We start from the raw sequence: 16,111 nt of genomic DNA, 5'->3' as shown, positions 1-16,111 counted from the left end.
TCGGTGATCACGCCGCCATAGCGGCGCACCGTGTCCTTCTTGGCCTGCGGCGCCGTGCGCGGCATCACCACGTTGCACGGGATCCCCCGGCGCGTGGCTATTTGCCAGGGTCGGCGTGTGCTTGCCACAAATCAGCCTCCTCGGAGCGGAGATGACCCACTGTCCGAAACGGTGCTGCAAACCAGGATGAAGGCCGCATCGGAACACCATGACGCGGCAAGGATCGCCAGAGGAATCCGGCCCGCGAAGACAGGAGGTAAGAGGCCCCCGCGACGGCCATCGTTCCGGCTGACTGCTCTGCTTCTACAGTTACCATAATCAGGGGCCGAGGAGATGTGCCGGAAAGAACGCCCAGGACAGGCCGCTCTCCTTTCTGGAGCCCACCGGTTTTTCGCATCACGACCAGGATCCCCTCTTGAACAACACCGTTCTCCATCCATATACCATCCATGTGGATGGAAAATGATCATGGCAGAAATACGCTCCCTTCGGGACAGGGCACCCGAAACAGAAAAGATCACGATCAACCTGGGCTATGTCGATCTTGGCCGCATCGATCTTCTGGTCCAGGAAGGCTTTTATTCGAACCGCAGCGACTTCATCCGCACGGCGATCCGCAACCAGTTGGACAGCCACCGCGATATCGTCGCACGGTCGATCGACCGTCACATGATGGACATGGGCCTGAGGGATTTCAGCAGGGCCGAGCTTGAGGCCACGCGAGATGCGGGCGAAGTGCTGCATGTGAAGGTGGTCGGCCTGGCGCGGTTTGCCCCGGATGTCACACCGGAACTTGCACGGGCCACGATCGGTTCGATCTCTGTCCTGGGCGCGTTGCAGGCCAGTCCTGACGTCAGGAAGGCCCTGGCCGACCGTATTCTCTAGTCCTTGCAAAGGAAAGACAGATGAAGACCTTCAACGTCGGCGCCTTGCGCCAGGCGATCGACAAACTGCGGCTTCAAGGGCCGAATGATCTCGTGCAGCGCACCCTGGCCCAGCATGGCCTTAGCGTTCCGGGCGAGATCACGGGCTTTCAGCCGCCCTTTGCCCCTCCGGGCGCACATCCCGTCGCCGATCCGATTCCGCCGGGCGCCATTATCACGACCGACCGCTTTTCATGCCCGGCCGGCAGCCGGGAGTATATGGCCTATGTGCCTGCCTCGGCCGACAAGGGCATCCAGGGCATGATCGTCATGCTGCACGGCTGCACGCAGACCCCAGCCGATTTCGCGCGAGGGACGGGCATGAATGCCTTGGCCGAAGAACACCGGCTGCTCATCCTTTATCCCCATCAGTCGCGCGGCGAGAACGCCCAGTCCTGCTGGAACTGGTTCAGCACTGGCGATCAGCGCCGCGGCCGGGGCGAGCCGGAGATCCTGGCGCAGATGGCGCTTGACCTGGCGGGCCGCCACAAGGTGCCCCGGGACCGGATTTTCGTGGCGGGTCTTTCCGCCGGGGCGGCCATGGCCGTGATCCTGGGCCAGACGCATCCCGATGTTTTCGCCGCGGTCGGCGCCCATTCCGGCCTGCCTTTCGGCGCCGCCAGGGACGTGCCTTCGGCCTTCGCCGCCATGAGCGGCAATGACGCGGGCCAGACCGCGCCGCGCCGGGACATCAGACCCACGCCGACCATCGTCTTCCACGGCAGCGCCGACAAGACGGTCCACCCCCTGAACGGAGAGCGGATCGCCGCAGCCACCCTTGCCTCGGGACCTGACCAGACCGTGCTTGAGCGAAAGACCGGCAGGATCGGTTCGCGTGGTTTCAGCCGCGAGATCACCGCCCTCCTGGACGGCCGCGTCCTTCTGGAACATTGGGTCATAGACGGTCTGGGACATGCCTGGTCGGGCGGCAGGCCCGGCGGGTCCTACACCGACCCCCAAGGACCCGATGCCAGTGCCGAGATGGTGCGCTTCTTCCTTAACAAGCCCGCGCATTGACGCCCCTGCCTTGGCCAGCCTGCGATACGCTTCAGGCTGGCCCGGGTCATGTCCCGAAGGGGGTCCAGCCGCGATCCCCTGCTCAGGGCAGTTGTCCCAGATAGCTTCTGACCTCTTCCGCTTCCGTCATCCCTGGCAGTACCTCTCCCTGAAGTTCCGGCGGCACGGTCCAGCCGGGATCCACCCCCGTCATGTCCGGCAGTTCGTGGGCGATACCCTGGTGGCACTCGATGCAGGTGCGCTCGCCGGAAAGAAGATACTTGGTGTGGATCTCGGCTGCGCGCGGCGCCTGGCGCCCAAGGTCCATCGCGATGGCCGAATGACAGTTGCGGCATTCCAGGCTGTCATTCGCCTTCAGCCGCGCCCATTCGCGCTTGGCCATTACCAGACGGTGTTCGAGGAACTCCTGCCTCGTATCGATGGTGCCGAAGATCGAACCCCAGACCTCTTTCGAGGCCTGCATCTTGCGGGCGATCTTGTCGGTCCAGTCATGCGGCACATGGCACTGGGGACACCCCGCCCGCACGCCCGACCGGTTCGAATAATGGACCGTGTGCGACATCTCCTCATAAACGTTGTCGCGCATCTCGTGGCACGAGATGCAGAAGCCTTCGGTATTGGTGAATTCCAGGGCCGTGTTGAATGCCCCCCAGAACACCACGCCGCCGACAAAGCCGCCAAGCGTCAGGAAACCCAGACCCAGGGTGCCCGCCGGGGTCCACAGGACGCGCCAGAACCAGCGGAAGGGTTGCAGGATCCGGCGCATGTCATTCCCTCCCGGTGCCGGTCGCGCCCATCTCGGACATGTCGGTGAAGGTGTTCTCGATCAGAGCCGGCGCGTCCGCCTGCGGCACGTGGCACTGGGTGCAGAAATACCGCCGCGGCGAGACATCGGCCAGCATCTGCCCTTCGCGCGTCATATAGTGGGTGATCGAGATCATCGGCGCGCCCGACCCTTCCGTCATCTCGCGCGTGTGGCAGGACATGCAGCGGTTGGTGTTGACCGACAGCTGATAGCCGTCGATCGAATGGGGGATCACCGGGGGCTGTTCGGGATAGGCCCGCATCTGCCGCACGTCGTCCGTGACAAACCGCGGCACCGGCTCGGCCGACACCGACTCCATGGGGTCGGGCTGCGGCCCGGACAGTTCGGGCACGTTCTGCGCCATGACGAAGCTGGCGGCGAAACAGGCGGCGAGGACAAGCGAAAGGCGGATCTGTCCCATCACACCCGCTCCACACGCACGGCGCATTTCTTGAAGTCGGTCTGCTTCGAGATCGGGTCCGTCGCGTCCAGCGTCACCTTGTTGATCAGCTGGCTGGCATCGAACCATGGCACGAAGATCACGCCAGGCGGCATCCGGTTGCGGCCGCGCGTTTCCACGCGGCTGCGGATCTCGCCCCGGCGCGAGATGATGCGCACCTCCATCCCCTGGTTCAGGCCACGCTCGCGGGCGTCGATGGCGTTCATGAAGACCTTGGCGCCGGGAAAGGCCTTGTAAAGCTCGGGCACGCGCATCGTCATCGAACCGGAATGCCAGTGTTCCAGAACCCGGCCCGTCACCAGCCACATGTCGAATTCCTCGTCCGGGCTTTCGGCGGGCGGTTCATAGGGAACGGCGATGATGACTGCCCGGCCGTCAGGGTTGCCATAGAATTCGACCCCCTTGCCCGGCTTGACATAGGGGTCATAGCCCTCGCGGAAGCGCCAGCGGGTTTCCTCGCCGTCCACCACCGGCCATCGCAGGCCGCGCACGTCGTCGCTTTGATAGACGTCATAGGGGGCAAGGTCGTGGCCGTGCCCGCGTCCGAAGGCGGCATATTCCTCGAACAACCCCTTCTGGATGTAGAAGCCGAAATCCCTGGCCTCCTGGTTCGCGTAATCCTCGCGCAGGTCCTCCAGCGGGAATCGGTCCACCTGGCCGTTGGCGAAGCAGACGTCGAACAGGGTCTTGCCGCGATACTCGGGATGGGCTTCAAGGATTTCTGCGGGCCAGACCTCGTCCGTGGTGAAGCGTTTCGAGAATTCGACAAGCTGCCACAGATCCGACCGCGCCTCGCCCGGCGCATCGACAAGCTGGTGCCAGGCATGGGTGCGCCGTTCGGCATTGCCATAGACGCCCTCCTTCTCGACCCACATGGCGGCCGGAAGGATGATGTCTGCGGCCATCGCGGTCACCGTCGGATAGGCATCCGACACCACGATCAGGTTGTCGGGGTTGCGATAGCCCTGGTAGGTCTCGTTTTGGGAATTGGGCGCGGCCTGGAGGTTGTTGTTCACCTGGATCCAGTAGAAGTTCAGCACCCCGTCCTTCAGCATCCGGTCCTGCAAGACCGCGTGGAAGCCCGGCTTGGTGTTCAGAAGCCCGTGCGGCAGTTTCCACAGTTCTTCCGTATGGGCGACATGCTCGGGGTTCGTGACCACCATGTCGGCGGGCAGGCGGTGGGCAAAGGTGCCGACCTCGCGCGCCGTGCCGCAAGCCGAAGGCTGGCCGGTCAGCGAGAAGGGAGAGTTGCCCGGTTCCGAAATCTTTCCGGTCAGCAGATGGATGTTATAGATCATCTGGTTGGCCCAGACGCCCCGGACATGCTGGTTGAACCCCATCGTCCACAGCGACATGACCTTCCTGTCGGGATCGGCATAGATTTCGGCCAGTTCCTCCAGGAAACCCGGCTCGACCCCGGAAAGCTCGCTCACGTAATCCAGCGTATAGGTCGAGACGTGTTCCTTGAACGCGTCGAAATCGCTGTCCTCCATCAGGCCGGGATTGCCGGCACCGGTGGCGGCCAGTTCCAGTTCGTGTTCGGGGCGCAGGCCATAACCGATGTTGGTGGCGCCTTTCTTGAAGACCGTGTGCCGGTCCACGAAGTCCTGGTTCACGCGCCCGGTCTGGATGATGTGGTTGGCGATATAGTTCAGGATCGCCAAGTCGGTGCCCGGCTTGAACACGATCGGGATGTCGGCCAGATCCATCGAGCGGTGGGTGAAGGTGGACAGGACCGCGCATTTCACGTGCGGCGTGCCCAGGCGGCGGTCGGCCAGCCGGGTCCACAGGATCGGATGCATCTCGGCCATGTTCGATCCCCACAGCACGAAGGCATCCGCATGTTCGAAATCGTCATAGCAGCCCATCGGCTCGTCGATGCCGAAGGTGCGCATGAAGGCCACGGCGGCCGAGGCCATGCAGTGACGCGCATTGGGATCGAGGTTGTTCGACCGGAACCCGGCCCGCATCAGCTTTGTCGCCGCATAGCCTTCCAGAACGGTCCACTGGCCCGATCCGAACATACCGATCCCCTCGGGACCCTTTTCGGCCAGGACCTTCTTCACCCTTTCGGCCATGACGTCGAAGGCCTCGTCCCAGCTGACCGGCTCGAATTCGCCGTTCTTGTCGAACTGGCCGTTCGTCTTTCGCATCAGCGGGGTCGTCAGCCGGTCGGCGCCGTACATGATCTTGGACAGGAAATAGCCCTTGACGCAGTTCAGGCCGCGATTGACCTCGTGCTGCATGTCGCCATGGGTGGCGACGACCTTGCCTTCCTTGACGCCGACCATCACGCCGCAGCCGGTGCCGCAGAACCGGCAGGGGGCCTTGGACCACTGGATCTTCAGCGCCTCGACGCCGCCCGGAACGGGCTGGGACAGGGCCTGGTGCGGCAGCCCCGCGGCGGATGCGGCAAGCGCGGCAGCATGCGCCTTGAGAAGCTGGCGCCGGGTCAGGTCAAGGGGCATGGCATTTCCTCCGTCTCCTCGGCGTGTTCGAAGACCATGCTGGCCGCCAGAACGCCTTTCATCAGATTGATCTCGGTCAGCCGGTCCCCCAGCGTTCCGGTGCTTTTTCCTTCGATGGTGACGATCAGCCGGGTGGCGTCACCCCCATGGATTTCGACGCCCTCCAGCCGCGCGATCAGGTCGCGGACCTCGGCCATCGCGTCCTGGGTGACCGTCACGACGGCGGATGACACATGCCAGCGTGGCTTAGGCATCCTCGACCTCTCTTTCCTCGGTTTCCCTTTTCACGGCCATAATGGCGTCGGCCGGGCAGGATGCCGAACAGGCCGCGCAGCCGGTGCAGGAGGCCGTGTCGATCCGCGGCAGGAACGGAGCGCCGATCCGGGGCTGCATCGCGATCGCCTGTTCGGGACATGCGTCCCGGCAGCTCATGCAGGCGATGCCGGCATGAACGAAACAGTCCGCCGAGATCTGCATGACGTGGCCCATAGGCCCGCCCGGCAAGAAGACCTCTTCGGGACAGGAGGCGGCGCAGTCGCCGCAAAAGACGCATTCACCCGCTTCCGGCCTCAGCACCACGCCCCCCGGCGCCAGAGCCAGGATGGCCTGTGGACAGGCATCGACACAGGCCCCGCAGCCGGTGCAGGCGGCCAGCGATGCGACCGAGACCCCAGGCGGGCGCGGCAGAAACGGTGCCGGGCGGGCCATGCCGCGCAGCAGGTTCCGTCTCGATATTCCGGGACTGGCAGGCATGTTTTAATGCCCCGACGGGCCAGGGGGTCCGGCGATCATCTGGTATATCCAGACAAGAAAGCCGTAGCCCCCCACGAAAGCCACGGCAACGATCGGCCAGATACCAAAAGCCAGAAGCAGGAACTGCGCCATCTCTCCGCGGCGAGTCGGTCTTCGCTTTTCGGGTTCGGTGGCATGTCTGTCCGACATTGCTACCTCCTGGATTGCAGTTTGATGGCGTCCGGCTGTCTGTCCTGACAGGTAACAAGAGTCCATGCCGCAATTCAACTGTGACGAGAGTTCTTGAGGAAAAATTTCTCGACAGGAAAATCGAACCCAACCAGATCACCTGACCAGGCCGGAAAGCCGCGCATCCGGCAGTCGTGGCCATGGCAGCGCAGCCAGACGGTTAACCTTTGTTGGCCCGGCTGGGGGGAACGGATCCGGGTGGAGGGTGTTTCCTCCCCGCATCCCTCATCCCCGGAGAACGTCCATGTTCCTGCGCGTCGATAAGCTGCAAGTCGAACTGCCCGCCCCCAAGCGACAAGATCCGAATGCCGCCGCCGCCTTGCAGGAACTGCTGGGGGGAAAATACGGCGAAATGTCCACGCTCGGGAACTACATGTTCCAAAGCTTCAACTTTCGCAGCAAATCGAAGCTGCGCCCCTTCTACAGCCTTGTCGCCGCGATCACGGCCGAGGAACTGGGCCATGTCGAGCTTGTCAGCAACGGCGTGGCCATGCTGGCCAACGGGCCGGACAAGCCCGGCGGGGACGAAGGGGATGGCGGCGACATCTCGAAGGCGCCGTTCGAGGAGATGAAGGACATCCGGTCCGCCGCTTCGTTCTATAGCCATGCGGGGGGTGCGGTTCCGGTCAATTCGAACTCGATGTCCTGGAACGCGGACATGGTGACGACGACCGGCAACGTGATCGTGGATCTGCTGCACAACTTCCACCTGGAATGCGGCGCGCGGCTGCACAAGCTGCGGGTCTATGAATCGCTGACGGATGCCAACATCACCGGGCGCGAGGTCTGCGGATACCTGCTGGTGCGCGGATCGGTCCATGCCCATGCCTATGCCCTGGCGCTGAAGAAGCTGACGGGGGTGGATCTGGACAAGTTCCTGCCCACGCCGAACATCCCGCTGGGCAATATCCCCGAATGCCAGAAATACCTGGCCGAAGGATCGCACCGCCGCCTTTATACCTTCAGCCCCAACGATTACGAGGAGATGCGCGGCATCTGGGGCGGCGGCGGGGAAACCGCCCTGCCTGACGATCCTCCGGGCGAATTGGAGGTGGTGGACGGAATGCCCGAGGGCGGCAAGATTCACGACCTGACGGGCGTGCCCTCGGCCTTCACGCCCGACTATGCCCCCGAGGAGATGTTCGAAATCGCGGCCAAGCTTTACCAGAAGTCGCGCTGACCCTTACGGCCGCCGCCGGACGTGGTGGCCGCATTTTCCAAGGAGGCCCGGATGACCCGACGTTCCCCCGACCTGCCCCTTGTGGCCACCGTTCTTGCGCTGTCCGTTGGCGCAGGACTGGCCGTCGGGACTGCCATGAAGTCCGGCCCCAGGCGCCCGCCCGACAGCGCGCCGGGCCGAACCGCCAGACAGTCCAGCTTTGGCGGCTATCAGGTCGTGGGCCGCACCGTCACGATCAAGGCGCCGCGCAGCCGCATCTATGAGATGTGGCGCAACCCCGACCACCTGACCGATTTTATGGAAGGCCTCGCCGCCGTCCATGTCAACGGCGACGACGTGACCTGGGTCATCGACACCCCCGACGGGCATCTGTCCATCGAGACCCGCCTGGTCGAGGATCGCCGCGACGAGGCGCTTGCCTGGCGATCCGTGGACGGCGCCGAAGTCGAGATCGAGGCAAAGGTCCAGTTGCGCGACGCCCCCGCCGGGCGCGGAACCGAGGTCGAGGCCCACATCGCCTGGCGCCCCCAGGCGGGCATCGTCGGCCAATGGGCGGCCCGGCTGCGCGGCACCGATCCCAAGATCCGGGGCAAGCAGGATCTGAAGCGGCTGAAGATGCTTCTGGAAACCGGCGAGATCGCCACCTCGGCCAACCGAAAGGCAGACTGATGCGCGCACTGACCTGGCATGGCAAGCATGATGTCCGCGTCGATACCGTTCCCGACCCGGAAATCGTCAATCCCCGCGACGCCATCATCGAGGTGACGGCGACCGCGATCTGCGGATCGGACCTGCATCTTTACGACGCCGTGATCCCCGGACTGGTCCCCGGCGACATCCTGGGCCACGAATTCATGGGCCGCGTGGTCGAGACGGGACCAAAATCCACGCTGAAGAAAGGCGACCGGGTGGTGGTGCCCTTCACCATCTCCTGCGGGGCCTGCTTCTTCTGCGGCCAAGGGCAGTTCTCGGCCTGCGACAATTCAAACCCGGTGGAAAAGCAGGAAGCGTCCGAACTGCTTTACGGCCACCCGATGAGCGGGCTTTTCGGATACTCGCACATGACCGGCGGCTATCCCGGCGGGCAGGCGGAATATGTGCGCGTGCCCTTTTCCGATGTGGGTCCGATCGTGGTGCCGGACGGCGTGTCCGACGAACAGGTTCTGTTCCTGTCCGACATCCTGCCGACCGGCTGGATGGCGGCCGAGAACGCCGACATCCAGGACGGCGACACCGTGGCCGTCTGGGGCTGCGGGCCGGTCGGACTGTTCGCGATCCAGTCGGCGCTGCTGATGGGGGCGGAACAGGTGATCGCCATCGACCATTACCCCGGCCGCCTGACCCTGGCGCGCAAGCTGGGCGCCAAGGTCATCGACTATACCCAGACGCATGTGCTGGAGGCCCTGATGGAGATGACGGGGGGCATCGGTCCCGACGCGGTGATCGACGCGGTGGGCATGGAAAGCCACGGCTTTGCCCCCGACAGGATCATGGACGCCCTGAAGCAGAAGATCGGCATGGGCGCCGACAATGTCCATGCGCTGCGCATGGCGCTGTTGGCGGTCAGAAAAGGCGGGCGCGTGTCGATCCCCGGTGTCTATGGCGGCCTGGCCGACAAGTTTCCCGTGGGCGCGCTGATGGAAAAGGGTCTGCAAATCCGCACCGGCCAGACGCATGTGCAGAAATACACCCGCCAGCTGCTGCACCGCATCCTGGAGGGAGAGATCGACACGACCTTCCTGATCTCTCACCGGCTGTCGCTGGAGGATGCGCCGACCGGATACAGGAACTTCCATGGCAAGCAGGACGAATGGACCAAGGTCGTCCTGACGCCCGGCGCGGCAAAAGGGATCTAGGATCATGCCCAGCACCACAGAAGACGGCGAAAAGACGACCGAGGCCGGTCCCATCGACCGATCCGCCGGCGCCGCGGGCGAGCCTTCGGATACCGATTACGTCCGCGCCACCGCGCCCGTGCGCAACAGGCTGGCCTGGCAGGTGCTGATCTGGCCTGTCGCGATGATCCTGCTGGTCATTCTGGGCGCGATCTGGGCGCTGTCATGACGGGCCAGGCGCCCAGGCCCGGTCCCCGGCGTCTGGGCCGGGCCGGGATCGCAGTTGTTGCGATCCTGGTCGCCCTTGTCGTGGTGATCTTCCTGGGCCGGAACCTGTGGCACGCCTCCGAGGTAACCGAGGATCCCCCCGCCATCAACGCAGGCGCCCGTCCCTGAAAGGCGCACGGAACCGGAACCTGACCTGCGGCTTTTCTTTGCAGAAGCAACTGGTTGGGGGAACGGATCATGGCCCATGGATCGCGATTGGACATGCCGCCGATCAGGCCGGACGGATTGCAGCTTGACGAACCCCGCGAAAAGCAGCGCCGCTATTGGCGGATGCAGCGGGTCGCCTGGTGGACGTTCGGCGGGATCATGCTTCTGGCCGTCCTGGGGCTGACCGGCAGCGGCGGGGTCTTTCACAAGCAGACCGTGGAATTTGCGGCAGCCCGCGTCGAAATCCCGCGCGTCACCCGCTGGGAAGGATCGGACGATTTGTCCATCACCTTCCGGGAACCGGGCGACAGCCATGAGATCATCGTGTCGCAGCCTTTCTTCGACCGCTTCATGATCGAACGCATCCAGCCCGAACCCGATCGGACCACCCTGCGGTCCGGCGCACAGTCCATGACCTTCCCCGCAGCCGACGCGCCCCCCCACGAGGTCAAGTTCGACATCCGCGCCATGCATTTCGGCTGGACCGGCTTCGACATGACCGTCGCCGGCGAAACTCGCCGGATCAACCTTGTCGTGCTGCCTTAGCGGAGGAAATCATGGATTCGGTCATTCGCGGCATTTCCGTCTATATCGTCCTGCTGATCGCCACCCGCCTGTCGGGACGCCGCACCATGGCGCAGATGACGCCCTTCGATTTCGTGCTGCTGCTGATCATCGCCGAGACGACGCAACAGGCACTGCTGGGCGACGATTTTTCCATCAGCAACGCGCTCGTGCTGATCCTGACGCTGTTTGCCACCGACGTTCTGCTGGCCTGGCTGAAAAGCTGGTCGCCCCGCGTGGCTTCGCTTCTGGATGGAAACCCGACGGTGCTGATCAGCGAAGGCCGGATCGACCCCGAAGCGATGCAGCGCGCCCGCGTCAGTATCGAGGATGTGTTGGAATCCGCGCGTGCGCAGCAGGGGTTGAAGGCACTGGACGACATTGACGCCGCCGTGCTGGAGGTCAGCGGCGGCATCAGCATCATCCCCAAGCAGAAATAGACCGCCTTTCGGCGACCTATTTCTTCAGCATCTCCTCGACCTTGTTCCGCCTGCGACCGTTCCGTTTCCCTGACAGCGGCCGATTAACCTTTATTCGCCCGAAAGGACTGGAACAGATGCAGGCGGGATTGGTTCTTCTGGTTCATGCCGGCGCACCGGCAACCTTCACCAAAGGGGTCAAGACCATGACAGACGCTGCCTATGACGTGTTCATCGACGGTCTGCGCAATGCGCACGCCATGGAAAACCAGGCGCTTTCGATCATGCAGCCGCAGTTGAACCGGCTGGAGCATTATCCGCAGGTATCTGCCCTGCTGGACCGCCATATCCGCGAAACCGAAGGCCAGATCCAGCGCCTGGACCAGATCTTCGAATCCCTGAACGAATCCGCCTCGGGGCTGAAGGACACGATGCTGTCGCTCAGCGGTTCGATGGCCGCAGTGACCCACAGCATGGCCACCGACGAGATCCTCAAGAACTCGCTGGCGAACTTCGCCTTCGAGCATTTCGAGATCGCAGCCTATACCGCACTGATAACCGCGGCCGAACAGGCCAACATGGCCCAGGCCCTGCCGCTTCTGAAGCAGAACCTGGATGAGGAACTGGCGATGGCCTCGGACATCCATGACGGATTGCCCGACGTGGTGCGCCAGTATATCGCCCTTTCGGCCAGCGGCCAGCGGGCCGACATCTGAACCATGGCGGCGGAGGATTTCGACTGCGCCATCATCGGCGGCGGCCCTGCGGGGCTGACCGCCGCGATCTATCTGGCCCGTTTCCGCCGCAGGACCGTCCTGATCGACGCGGGCCAAAGCCGTGCGTCCCTGATCCCGCGGTCCCATAATCACCCCGGCTATCCCGACGGGATCCGGGGCAACGACCTTCTGGCCCGGATGCGCGATCAGTTGCAGAACTTCGGCGCCGTCACGATCGCGGAAAAGGCGACCGGGATCGAGCCGATGCCGGACGAACGGTTCCGCATCCGGGCGGGGCGCGACATCACCGCATCGCATGTGATCCTGGCCACCGGCATCCGCGACCGCCTGCCGCCCATCGACGATGCGCTCGATCACGTCCGCGAAGGGCTGATCCGGCAATGCCCTGTCTGCGACGCCTATGAGCTGACGGACAAGCCTGTCGCGGTGATCGGAACGGCCGCCTGCGCGGCGGGCGAGGCGCTGTTTCTGCGCCACTATACGCCGCAGGTGACGCTGCTGACCCTGGGCAGCGATCTGGACCTGTCCGACAAGGTGATGGACAAGCTGGCCAAGGCCGAGATCCGAATCCTGCACGAGCCTGTCGAATCCTGGGATTTCCGGCGCGAGGAGGTTCGGGTCCGTCTGGCCACCGGGCAGGACATGCGGTTTGCCGCGCTTTATTCGGGGCTTGGCAATGACCCGCAGAATGCCCTGGCCGCCGGCTTGGGGCTGGACCTTGCCGAGGATGGCCGCATCCAGACCGACGCGCATCAGCAGACCTCGATGCCGGGAATTTTCGCGGCGGGGGATGCCGTGACCGGCCTGAACCAGATCGCCGTCGCCATGTCGCAGGGCGAGATCGCGGCAACCCATGTCCACAACCTGCTGCGGCTTCGGGAAGACCGCTGCGTCCCCGACAGCCTCTGACCGTCGCCTTCCGTCGATGGCGCACGGGGAACAAACGCGGCCTGCATCCGTTTTACGATGTCCCTTCAAGGATTTCCGCCATGGCGCCGCGCACGTTCTGGAAAGGCTACATGAAGCTGTCGCTGGTGACCTGTCCGGTGACCATGATGCCCGCCACGACCGAGGGCGAGAAGGTCCGCTTCCACACCTTGAACGCCAAGACCGGCAACCGCGTCACCAGCCAGTATGTCGATGCCGTGACCGAAAAGCCGGTCCGAGAGGAAGACGAGGTCAAGGGATACGAGCGCGGCGAGGACGATTATGTCTTCCTCGAGGACGAGGAGATCGAGTCCGTCGCCCTGGAAAGCACCCGCACCATCGACATTGACATGTTCGTGCCCGATCACTCGATCGGCTGGGTATGGTATGACCGTCCGCATTTCCTGTTGCCGGGGGATGAGGTGGGCCAGGAGGCATTCGCCGTGATCCGGGACGCCATGGCCGCGACCGGGACCGTGGGCATATCGCGCGTGGTGATGTATCGGCGCGAACGGGCGGTGATGCTGAAGCCGCGCGGCAAGGGGATCGTGCTGTGGACCCTGCGATACGGGGACGAGGTGCGCGACGAGGCCGACTATTTCGGCAAGATCGCGGACGACAAGCCCGAAGCCAAGCTGATGACGCTGGTGCGCAAGCTGATCGACGAACGCACCACGGCCTGGGACACCAAGATGGTGAACGACCCGGTTCAGGATCGGCTGCTGGACATCATCGCCGCCAAGAAGAAGGGCAAGAAACGCGCGGCGCGGCCCAAGCCCCAGCCCCCGCAGGACGGCAATGTCATCGACATCATGACCGCGCTGAAGAAAAGCATCCAGGCCGAGGGACGGCGCAGCAGCCGTTGATCACCGTTTGCGCGCCCGCGATGGCTTGACATCCAGCGGGCGGGCGGCGGGACGGAAATCCTCCCACGGATCCTGGGCCAAGGCATCCAGGCGCGCGGGTGTGTTCATCAGGGTGAAGTAGTTGGGGCCGATCTGGTCCAGCTCGTCCCAGGCGACCGGCATCGACACGGCGGCGCCGGGACGCGCGCGCGTCGAATAGGCGGCAACCGCCGTCATGCCGCGCTGATTGCGCAGATAGTCGATCAGGATGCGGCCCTTGCGCTTCGACTTGGTGATGGTCGAGATATAGGCGCCGGGCGAATCCGCCGCCATGGCATCGGCCAGGGCCTTGGTGAAGGCCTTGACGGCGGACCAGCCCGCCTTGGGCGTCAAGGGTGCCACGACATGCAGCCCCTTGCCGCCCGACGTCTTCACGAACCCCTCCAGCCCGGCATCGGACAGGCGCTGCCGCACCTCTTGCGCGCCGGCGATCACGGCCTCCCACGCCACGCCTTCGCCGGGATCGAGGTCCATGGTCATGGTGTCGGGATGATCCCAGTCCGCGACCGTGGACCCCCAAGGATGGATCTCCAGCGTCGCCGACTGGACCAGGGCCATCAGCCCGTCCAGGTCGTTGATGGCGATCATCGCCTCTTCGGCCTTTTCCTTGGGATCCTTGACCAGGGCGATGTGCTTGCTGATGCCTTTCCAGGCGTGCTTCTGGAAGAACCGCTGCCCGTTGATCCCGCCCGGACAGCGCAGCAGGGCCAGCGGGCGGCCGGTGATGAAGGGCGCGATCCTGGGCCAGACCTGGGCATAGTAATCCGCCAGCCCTTCCTTGGTGATGCCCTCGTCCGGCCAATAGATGCGGTCGGGATGGGTCAGCGCGACGCGGCGGCGCGGCGCCTTGGGCGGATCGGCCTGGGGGCCGCTTTCGCGCACCACGTCGGTGGCGGGCTTGTCTTCGCGCAGGCCGCGGAAGGACGCGTGGCGCAGCAGCCCGTCGGCGGTCCAGGCACGGAATTCCACCTCGGCCACCAGTTCGGGGCGCACGAAGCGGACGCCGCGCGCCTCGTCCGAGGTCAGCTTGTCCGCGAATGGGCTGCGGTCGATGCGCATCGTGTCCAACCGCGTGCGCAGATCGGCGGCCACCGTGGCGGAAAATCCGGTGCCGACGCGGCCTACATAATCCAGCTTGCCGTCATCGAAGACCCCCAGGGCCAGCGACCCCACCAGCTTGTCCGAGGTGGTCGAGGGCACATAGCCCGCCACCACGAATTCCTGCCGGGCCGAGCATTTGGACTTGATCCAGGTCTTGCCGCGGCCCGAGCGATAGGCTTCGTCGGCTTCCTTCGAAATGATGCCCTCCAGGCTGAGCCGGCAGGCGTGCCGCAGCACCATCGCCCCGGTTTCGCCGAAATGGCTGCTGTACCGCACCCGGCCCGGATCGGTGCCCACCAAACTTTCCAGCATCCCCTTGCGTTCGATCAGGGGCACGTCGCGCAGGTCATAGCCGTCCAGATACATCAGGTCGAAGACATAGAACACGAAGCGGTCGTTTCGCCCCTCGGACAGATCCGCCTGGAGGGCCGGGAAATCGGACGCCCCCACCCCAGTTTCCACCACCAGTTCGCCGTCGATGATGGCGCTTTGCGCAGGCAGGGCGCGCAGGGCGTCCGTCACCTCGGCCCCGAAACGGTCGGTCCAGTCAAGGCCGCTGCGGGTCAGCAGGCGGACCTCTTGCCCCTCCAGCCGGGCTTGCAGGCGATAGCCGTCGAACTTCACCTCGTGCAGCCATTTCGCGCCGGTCGGGGGGGCAGGCCTCAGCGAGGCAAGCGCGGGGTCGATGAAGTCGGGCATAGCCGCCTTTTTGGCGCGGGCGGCGGGGGCACCCTCGTCCTTGGGGCGCGCCCGGCGGGCCTTCTTGTCCGGCTTCGGCTTCTCCTCGGCGCCTTGCGCCACCTCCTCGACCGTGCGGCCGGTCTTCAGCGATTCCGGGCGTTCGGTCAGGATGTCGGGCGCGTCGGGGGGGCGGGCGGCCTCGTCGTCGGATTTGATCAGCAGCCAGTTCTCGCGCGTCTCGCCGCGCATCCGAACCAGATGCCAGCGGCCCGACAGCTTTTCGCCCTTCAGTTCGAACTCCAGCTTGCCCTTGGCATAGTCGCCGTCCACGGGCGTCCATGTGCCCCGGTCCCAGACGATAACCGCACCCGCGCCATAATTGCCCTTGGGGATGGTGCCCTCGAAGTTGCCGTAATCCAGCGGGTGATCCTCGACATGGACGGCAAGGCGCTTTTCGCCCGCGACCAGGCTTGGCCCCTTGGTGACGGCCCAGCTTTTCAGCACGCCGTCCATCTCCAGCCGCAGATCGTAATGCAGCCGCGTCGCCGCGTGCTTCTGGATCACGAAGGACTTGCCGGACTTGCGCGCCTTGCGCCCGCGCGGTTCCTGGGTCTGGGTGAAGTCGCGCTTTTCGTTATAGGTGTCCAGCCCCGCCCCCGATGTCCCCGCCATG

General features: G+C 64.6%; 19 protein-coding genes and 1 pseudogene. 12 read left to right on the top strand and 8 right to left on the bottom strand.

The window, feature by feature from the left end:
• Positions 1 to 98, bottom strand: a pseudogene (locus RAH32_RS21595) (threonine/serine dehydratase); the annotation flags it as partial.
• A gap of 370 nt (positions 99 to 468) precedes the next feature.
• Here RAH32_RS21595 and RAH32_RS19410 point away from each other — a divergent pair.
• Together RAH32_RS19410 and RAH32_RS19405 are read left to right on the top strand one after the other, a co-directional pair.
• On the top strand, positions 469 to 885 hold the full coding sequence (locus tag RAH32_RS19410; RefSeq protein ID WP_306610072.1) for a CopG family transcriptional regulator: 417 nt from the start codon (positions 469 to 471) through the stop codon (positions 883 to 885).
• Between the two features lie 20 nt (positions 886 to 905).
• Positions 906 to 1,940, top strand: coding sequence for an extracellular catalytic domain type 1 short-chain-length polyhydroxyalkanoate depolymerase (locus tag RAH32_RS19405; protein WP_306610071.1), 1,035 nt, complete (start codon positions 906 to 908; stop codon positions 1,938 to 1,940).
• Between the two features lie 82 nt (positions 1,941 to 2,022).
• Here RAH32_RS19405 and RAH32_RS19400 read toward each other — a convergent pair whose 3' ends face one another.
• The 6 genes from RAH32_RS19400 to napE are packed head-to-tail and all read right to left on the bottom strand — an operon-like array spanning position 2,023 to position 6,615.
• Complete coding sequence (locus RAH32_RS19400) at positions 2,023 to 2,706, bottom strand: NapC/NirT family cytochrome c (RefSeq protein ID WP_306610070.1); 684 nt, start codon at positions 2,704 to 2,706, stop codon at positions 2,023 to 2,025.
• 1 nt (position 2,707) lies between these two features.
• Positions 2,708 to 3,166, bottom strand: a complete 459-nt coding sequence (locus tag RAH32_RS19395; protein ID WP_306610069.1) for a nitrate reductase cytochrome c-type subunit — start codon at positions 3,164 to 3,166, stop codon at positions 2,708 to 2,710.
• Positions 3,166 to 5,673: a periplasmic nitrate reductase subunit alpha gene (gene napA, locus RAH32_RS19390; protein ID WP_306610068.1), complete on the bottom strand. Its 2,508-nt coding sequence runs from the start codon at positions 5,671 to 5,673 to the stop codon at positions 3,166 to 3,168. The genes RAH32_RS19395 and napA overlap by 1 nt, the downstream gene beginning before the upstream one ends.
• Positions 5,658 to 5,927, bottom strand: coding sequence for a chaperone NapD (locus tag RAH32_RS19385; RefSeq protein ID WP_306610067.1), 270 nt, complete (start codon positions 5,925 to 5,927; stop codon positions 5,658 to 5,660). Before RAH32_RS19385 ends, napA begins: the two co-directional genes overlap by 16 nt.
• Positions 5,920 to 6,426, bottom strand: a complete 507-nt coding sequence (locus RAH32_RS19380) for a ferredoxin-type protein NapF (RefSeq protein WP_306610066.1) — start codon at positions 6,424 to 6,426, stop codon at positions 5,920 to 5,922. The genes RAH32_RS19385 and RAH32_RS19380 overlap by 8 nt, the downstream gene beginning before the upstream one ends.
• A 3-nt stretch (positions 6,427 to 6,429) precedes the next feature.
• A complete protein-coding gene (gene napE / locus RAH32_RS19375) occupies positions 6,430 to 6,615 on the bottom strand; it encodes a periplasmic nitrate reductase, NapE protein (protein WP_306610065.1) in 186 nt (61 codons plus the stop codon).
• A gap of 283 nt (positions 6,616 to 6,898) precedes the next feature.
• Here napE and RAH32_RS19370 point away from each other — a divergent pair, with 283 nt between their 5' ends.
• From RAH32_RS19370 to ku, 10 genes are all read left to right on the top strand, one after another.
• Complete coding sequence (locus RAH32_RS19370) at positions 6,899 to 7,834, top strand: manganese catalase family protein (RefSeq protein ID WP_306610064.1); 936 nt, start codon at positions 6,899 to 6,901, stop codon at positions 7,832 to 7,834.
• Between the two features lie 51 nt (positions 7,835 to 7,885).
• Positions 7,886 to 8,503, top strand: a complete 618-nt coding sequence (locus RAH32_RS19365) for an SRPBCC family protein (protein ID WP_306610063.1) — start codon at positions 7,886 to 7,888, stop codon at positions 8,501 to 8,503.
• Positions 8,503 to 9,690, top strand: coding sequence for a zinc-dependent alcohol dehydrogenase (locus tag RAH32_RS19360; RefSeq protein ID WP_306610062.1), 1,188 nt, complete (start codon positions 8,503 to 8,505; stop codon positions 9,688 to 9,690). The genes RAH32_RS19365 and RAH32_RS19360 overlap by 1 nt, the downstream gene beginning before the upstream one ends.
• A gap of 4 nt (positions 9,691 to 9,694) precedes the next feature.
• Entirely contained in the window at positions 9,695 to 9,898 is a 204-nt protein-coding gene (locus tag RAH32_RS19355; RefSeq protein WP_306610061.1) for a hypothetical protein, read from the top strand.
• On the top strand, positions 9,895 to 10,065 hold the full coding sequence (locus tag RAH32_RS19350) for a hypothetical protein (protein ID WP_306610060.1): 171 nt from the start codon (positions 9,895 to 9,897) through the stop codon (positions 10,063 to 10,065). Before RAH32_RS19355 ends, RAH32_RS19350 begins: the two co-directional genes overlap by 4 nt.
• A gap of 69 nt (positions 10,066 to 10,134) precedes the next feature.
• Positions 10,135 to 10,650, top strand: coding sequence for a hypothetical protein (locus tag RAH32_RS19345; RefSeq protein WP_306610059.1), 516 nt, complete (start codon positions 10,135 to 10,137; stop codon positions 10,648 to 10,650).
• An 11-nt stretch (positions 10,651 to 10,661) separates the two neighbouring features.
• Entirely contained in the window at positions 10,662 to 11,108 is a 447-nt protein-coding gene (locus RAH32_RS19340; RefSeq protein ID WP_306610058.1) for a DUF421 domain-containing protein, read from the top strand.
• Between the two features lie 185 nt (positions 11,109 to 11,293).
• Positions 11,294 to 11,803 (top strand): ferritin-like domain-containing protein, encoded by a 510-nt coding sequence (locus tag RAH32_RS19335; RefSeq protein WP_306610057.1) that lies wholly within the window; start codon positions 11,294 to 11,296, stop codon positions 11,801 to 11,803.
• Positions 11,804 to 11,806: 3 nt separating this feature from the next.
• Entirely contained in the window at positions 11,807 to 12,733 is a 927-nt protein-coding gene (locus tag RAH32_RS19330) for an NAD(P)/FAD-dependent oxidoreductase (RefSeq protein ID WP_306610056.1), read from the top strand.
• An 80-nt stretch (positions 12,734 to 12,813) separates the two neighbouring features.
• Complete coding sequence (gene ku, locus RAH32_RS19325; protein WP_306610055.1) at positions 12,814 to 13,617, top strand: non-homologous end joining protein Ku; 804 nt, start codon at positions 12,814 to 12,816, stop codon at positions 13,615 to 13,617.
• Here the strand turns inward: ku and ligD are convergent, their stop codons facing one another.
• A complete protein-coding gene (gene ligD / locus RAH32_RS19320; protein WP_306610054.1) occupies positions 13,618 to 16,110 on the bottom strand; it encodes a DNA ligase D in 2,493 nt (830 codons plus the stop codon).
• Position 16,111: the final 1 nt, after the last annotated feature.

The organism is Paracoccus yibinensis (genome assembly GCF_030846195.1).
Classification (GTDB): Bacteria; Pseudomonadota; Alphaproteobacteria; order Rhodobacterales; family Rhodobacteraceae; genus Paracoccus; species Paracoccus yibinensis.
Note: the sequence above shows the minus strand (reverse complement) of the source record. Positions and strands in the feature narration are given on the sequence as shown.

What these genes read in the sequence shown, in the direction of transcription:
- RAH32_RS19345 (WP_306610059.1), top strand. Translation starts at nt 10,135, where the DNA reads ATGGCCCATGGATCGCGATTGGACATGCCGCCGATCAGGCCGGACGGA.
- RAH32_RS19370 (WP_306610064.1), top strand. Translation starts at nt 6,899, where the DNA reads ATGTTCCTGCGCGTCGATAAGCTGCAAGTCGAACTGCCCGCCCCCAAG.
- RAH32_RS19360 (WP_306610062.1), top strand. Translation starts at nt 8,503, where the DNA reads ATGCGCGCACTGACCTGGCATGGCAAGCATGATGTCCGCGTCGATACC.
- ligD (WP_306610054.1), bottom strand. Translation starts at nt 16,110, where the DNA reads ATGGCGGGGACATCGGGGGCGGGGCTGGACACCTATAACGAAAAGCGC.
- RAH32_RS19395 (WP_306610069.1), bottom strand. Translation starts at nt 3,166, where the DNA reads ATGGGACAGATCCGCCTTTCGCTTGTCCTCGCCGCCTGTTTCGCCGCC.
- RAH32_RS19400 (WP_306610070.1), bottom strand. Translation starts at nt 2,706, where the DNA reads ATGCGCCGGATCCTGCAACCCTTCCGCTGGTTCTGGCGCGTCCTGTGG.
- napE (WP_306610065.1), bottom strand. Translation starts at nt 6,615, where the DNA reads ATGTCGGACAGACATGCCACCGAACCCGAAAAGCGAAGACCGACTCGC.
- RAH32_RS19335 (WP_306610057.1), top strand. Translation starts at nt 11,294, where the DNA reads ATGACAGACGCTGCCTATGACGTGTTCATCGACGGTCTGCGCAATGCG.
- RAH32_RS19350 (WP_306610060.1), top strand. Translation starts at nt 9,895, where the DNA reads ATGACGGGCCAGGCGCCCAGGCCCGGTCCCCGGCGTCTGGGCCGGGCC.
- RAH32_RS19365 (WP_306610063.1), top strand. Translation starts at nt 7,886, where the DNA reads ATGACCCGACGTTCCCCCGACCTGCCCCTTGTGGCCACCGTTCTTGCG.
- RAH32_RS19380 (WP_306610066.1), bottom strand. Translation starts at nt 6,426, where the DNA reads ATGCCTGCCAGTCCCGGAATATCGAGACGGAACCTGCTGCGCGGCATG.
- RAH32_RS19410 (WP_306610072.1), top strand. Translation starts at nt 469, where the DNA reads ATGGCAGAAATACGCTCCCTTCGGGACAGGGCACCCGAAACAGAAAAG.
- RAH32_RS19405 (WP_306610071.1), top strand. Translation starts at nt 906, where the DNA reads ATGAAGACCTTCAACGTCGGCGCCTTGCGCCAGGCGATCGACAAACTG.
- ku (WP_306610055.1), top strand. Translation starts at nt 12,814, where the DNA reads ATGGCGCCGCGCACGTTCTGGAAAGGCTACATGAAGCTGTCGCTGGTG.
- RAH32_RS19330 (WP_306610056.1), top strand. Translation starts at nt 11,807, where the DNA reads ATGGCGGCGGAGGATTTCGACTGCGCCATCATCGGCGGCGGCCCTGCG.
- RAH32_RS19385 (WP_306610067.1), bottom strand. Translation starts at nt 5,927, where the DNA reads ATGCCTAAGCCACGCTGGCATGTGTCATCCGCCGTCGTGACGGTCACC.
- RAH32_RS19340 (WP_306610058.1), top strand. Translation starts at nt 10,662, where the DNA reads ATGGATTCGGTCATTCGCGGCATTTCCGTCTATATCGTCCTGCTGATC.
- napA (WP_306610068.1), bottom strand. Translation starts at nt 5,673, where the DNA reads ATGCCCCTTGACCTGACCCGGCGCCAGCTTCTCAAGGCGCATGCTGCC.
- RAH32_RS19355 (WP_306610061.1), top strand. Translation starts at nt 9,695, where the DNA reads ATGCCCAGCACCACAGAAGACGGCGAAAAGACGACCGAGGCCGGTCCC.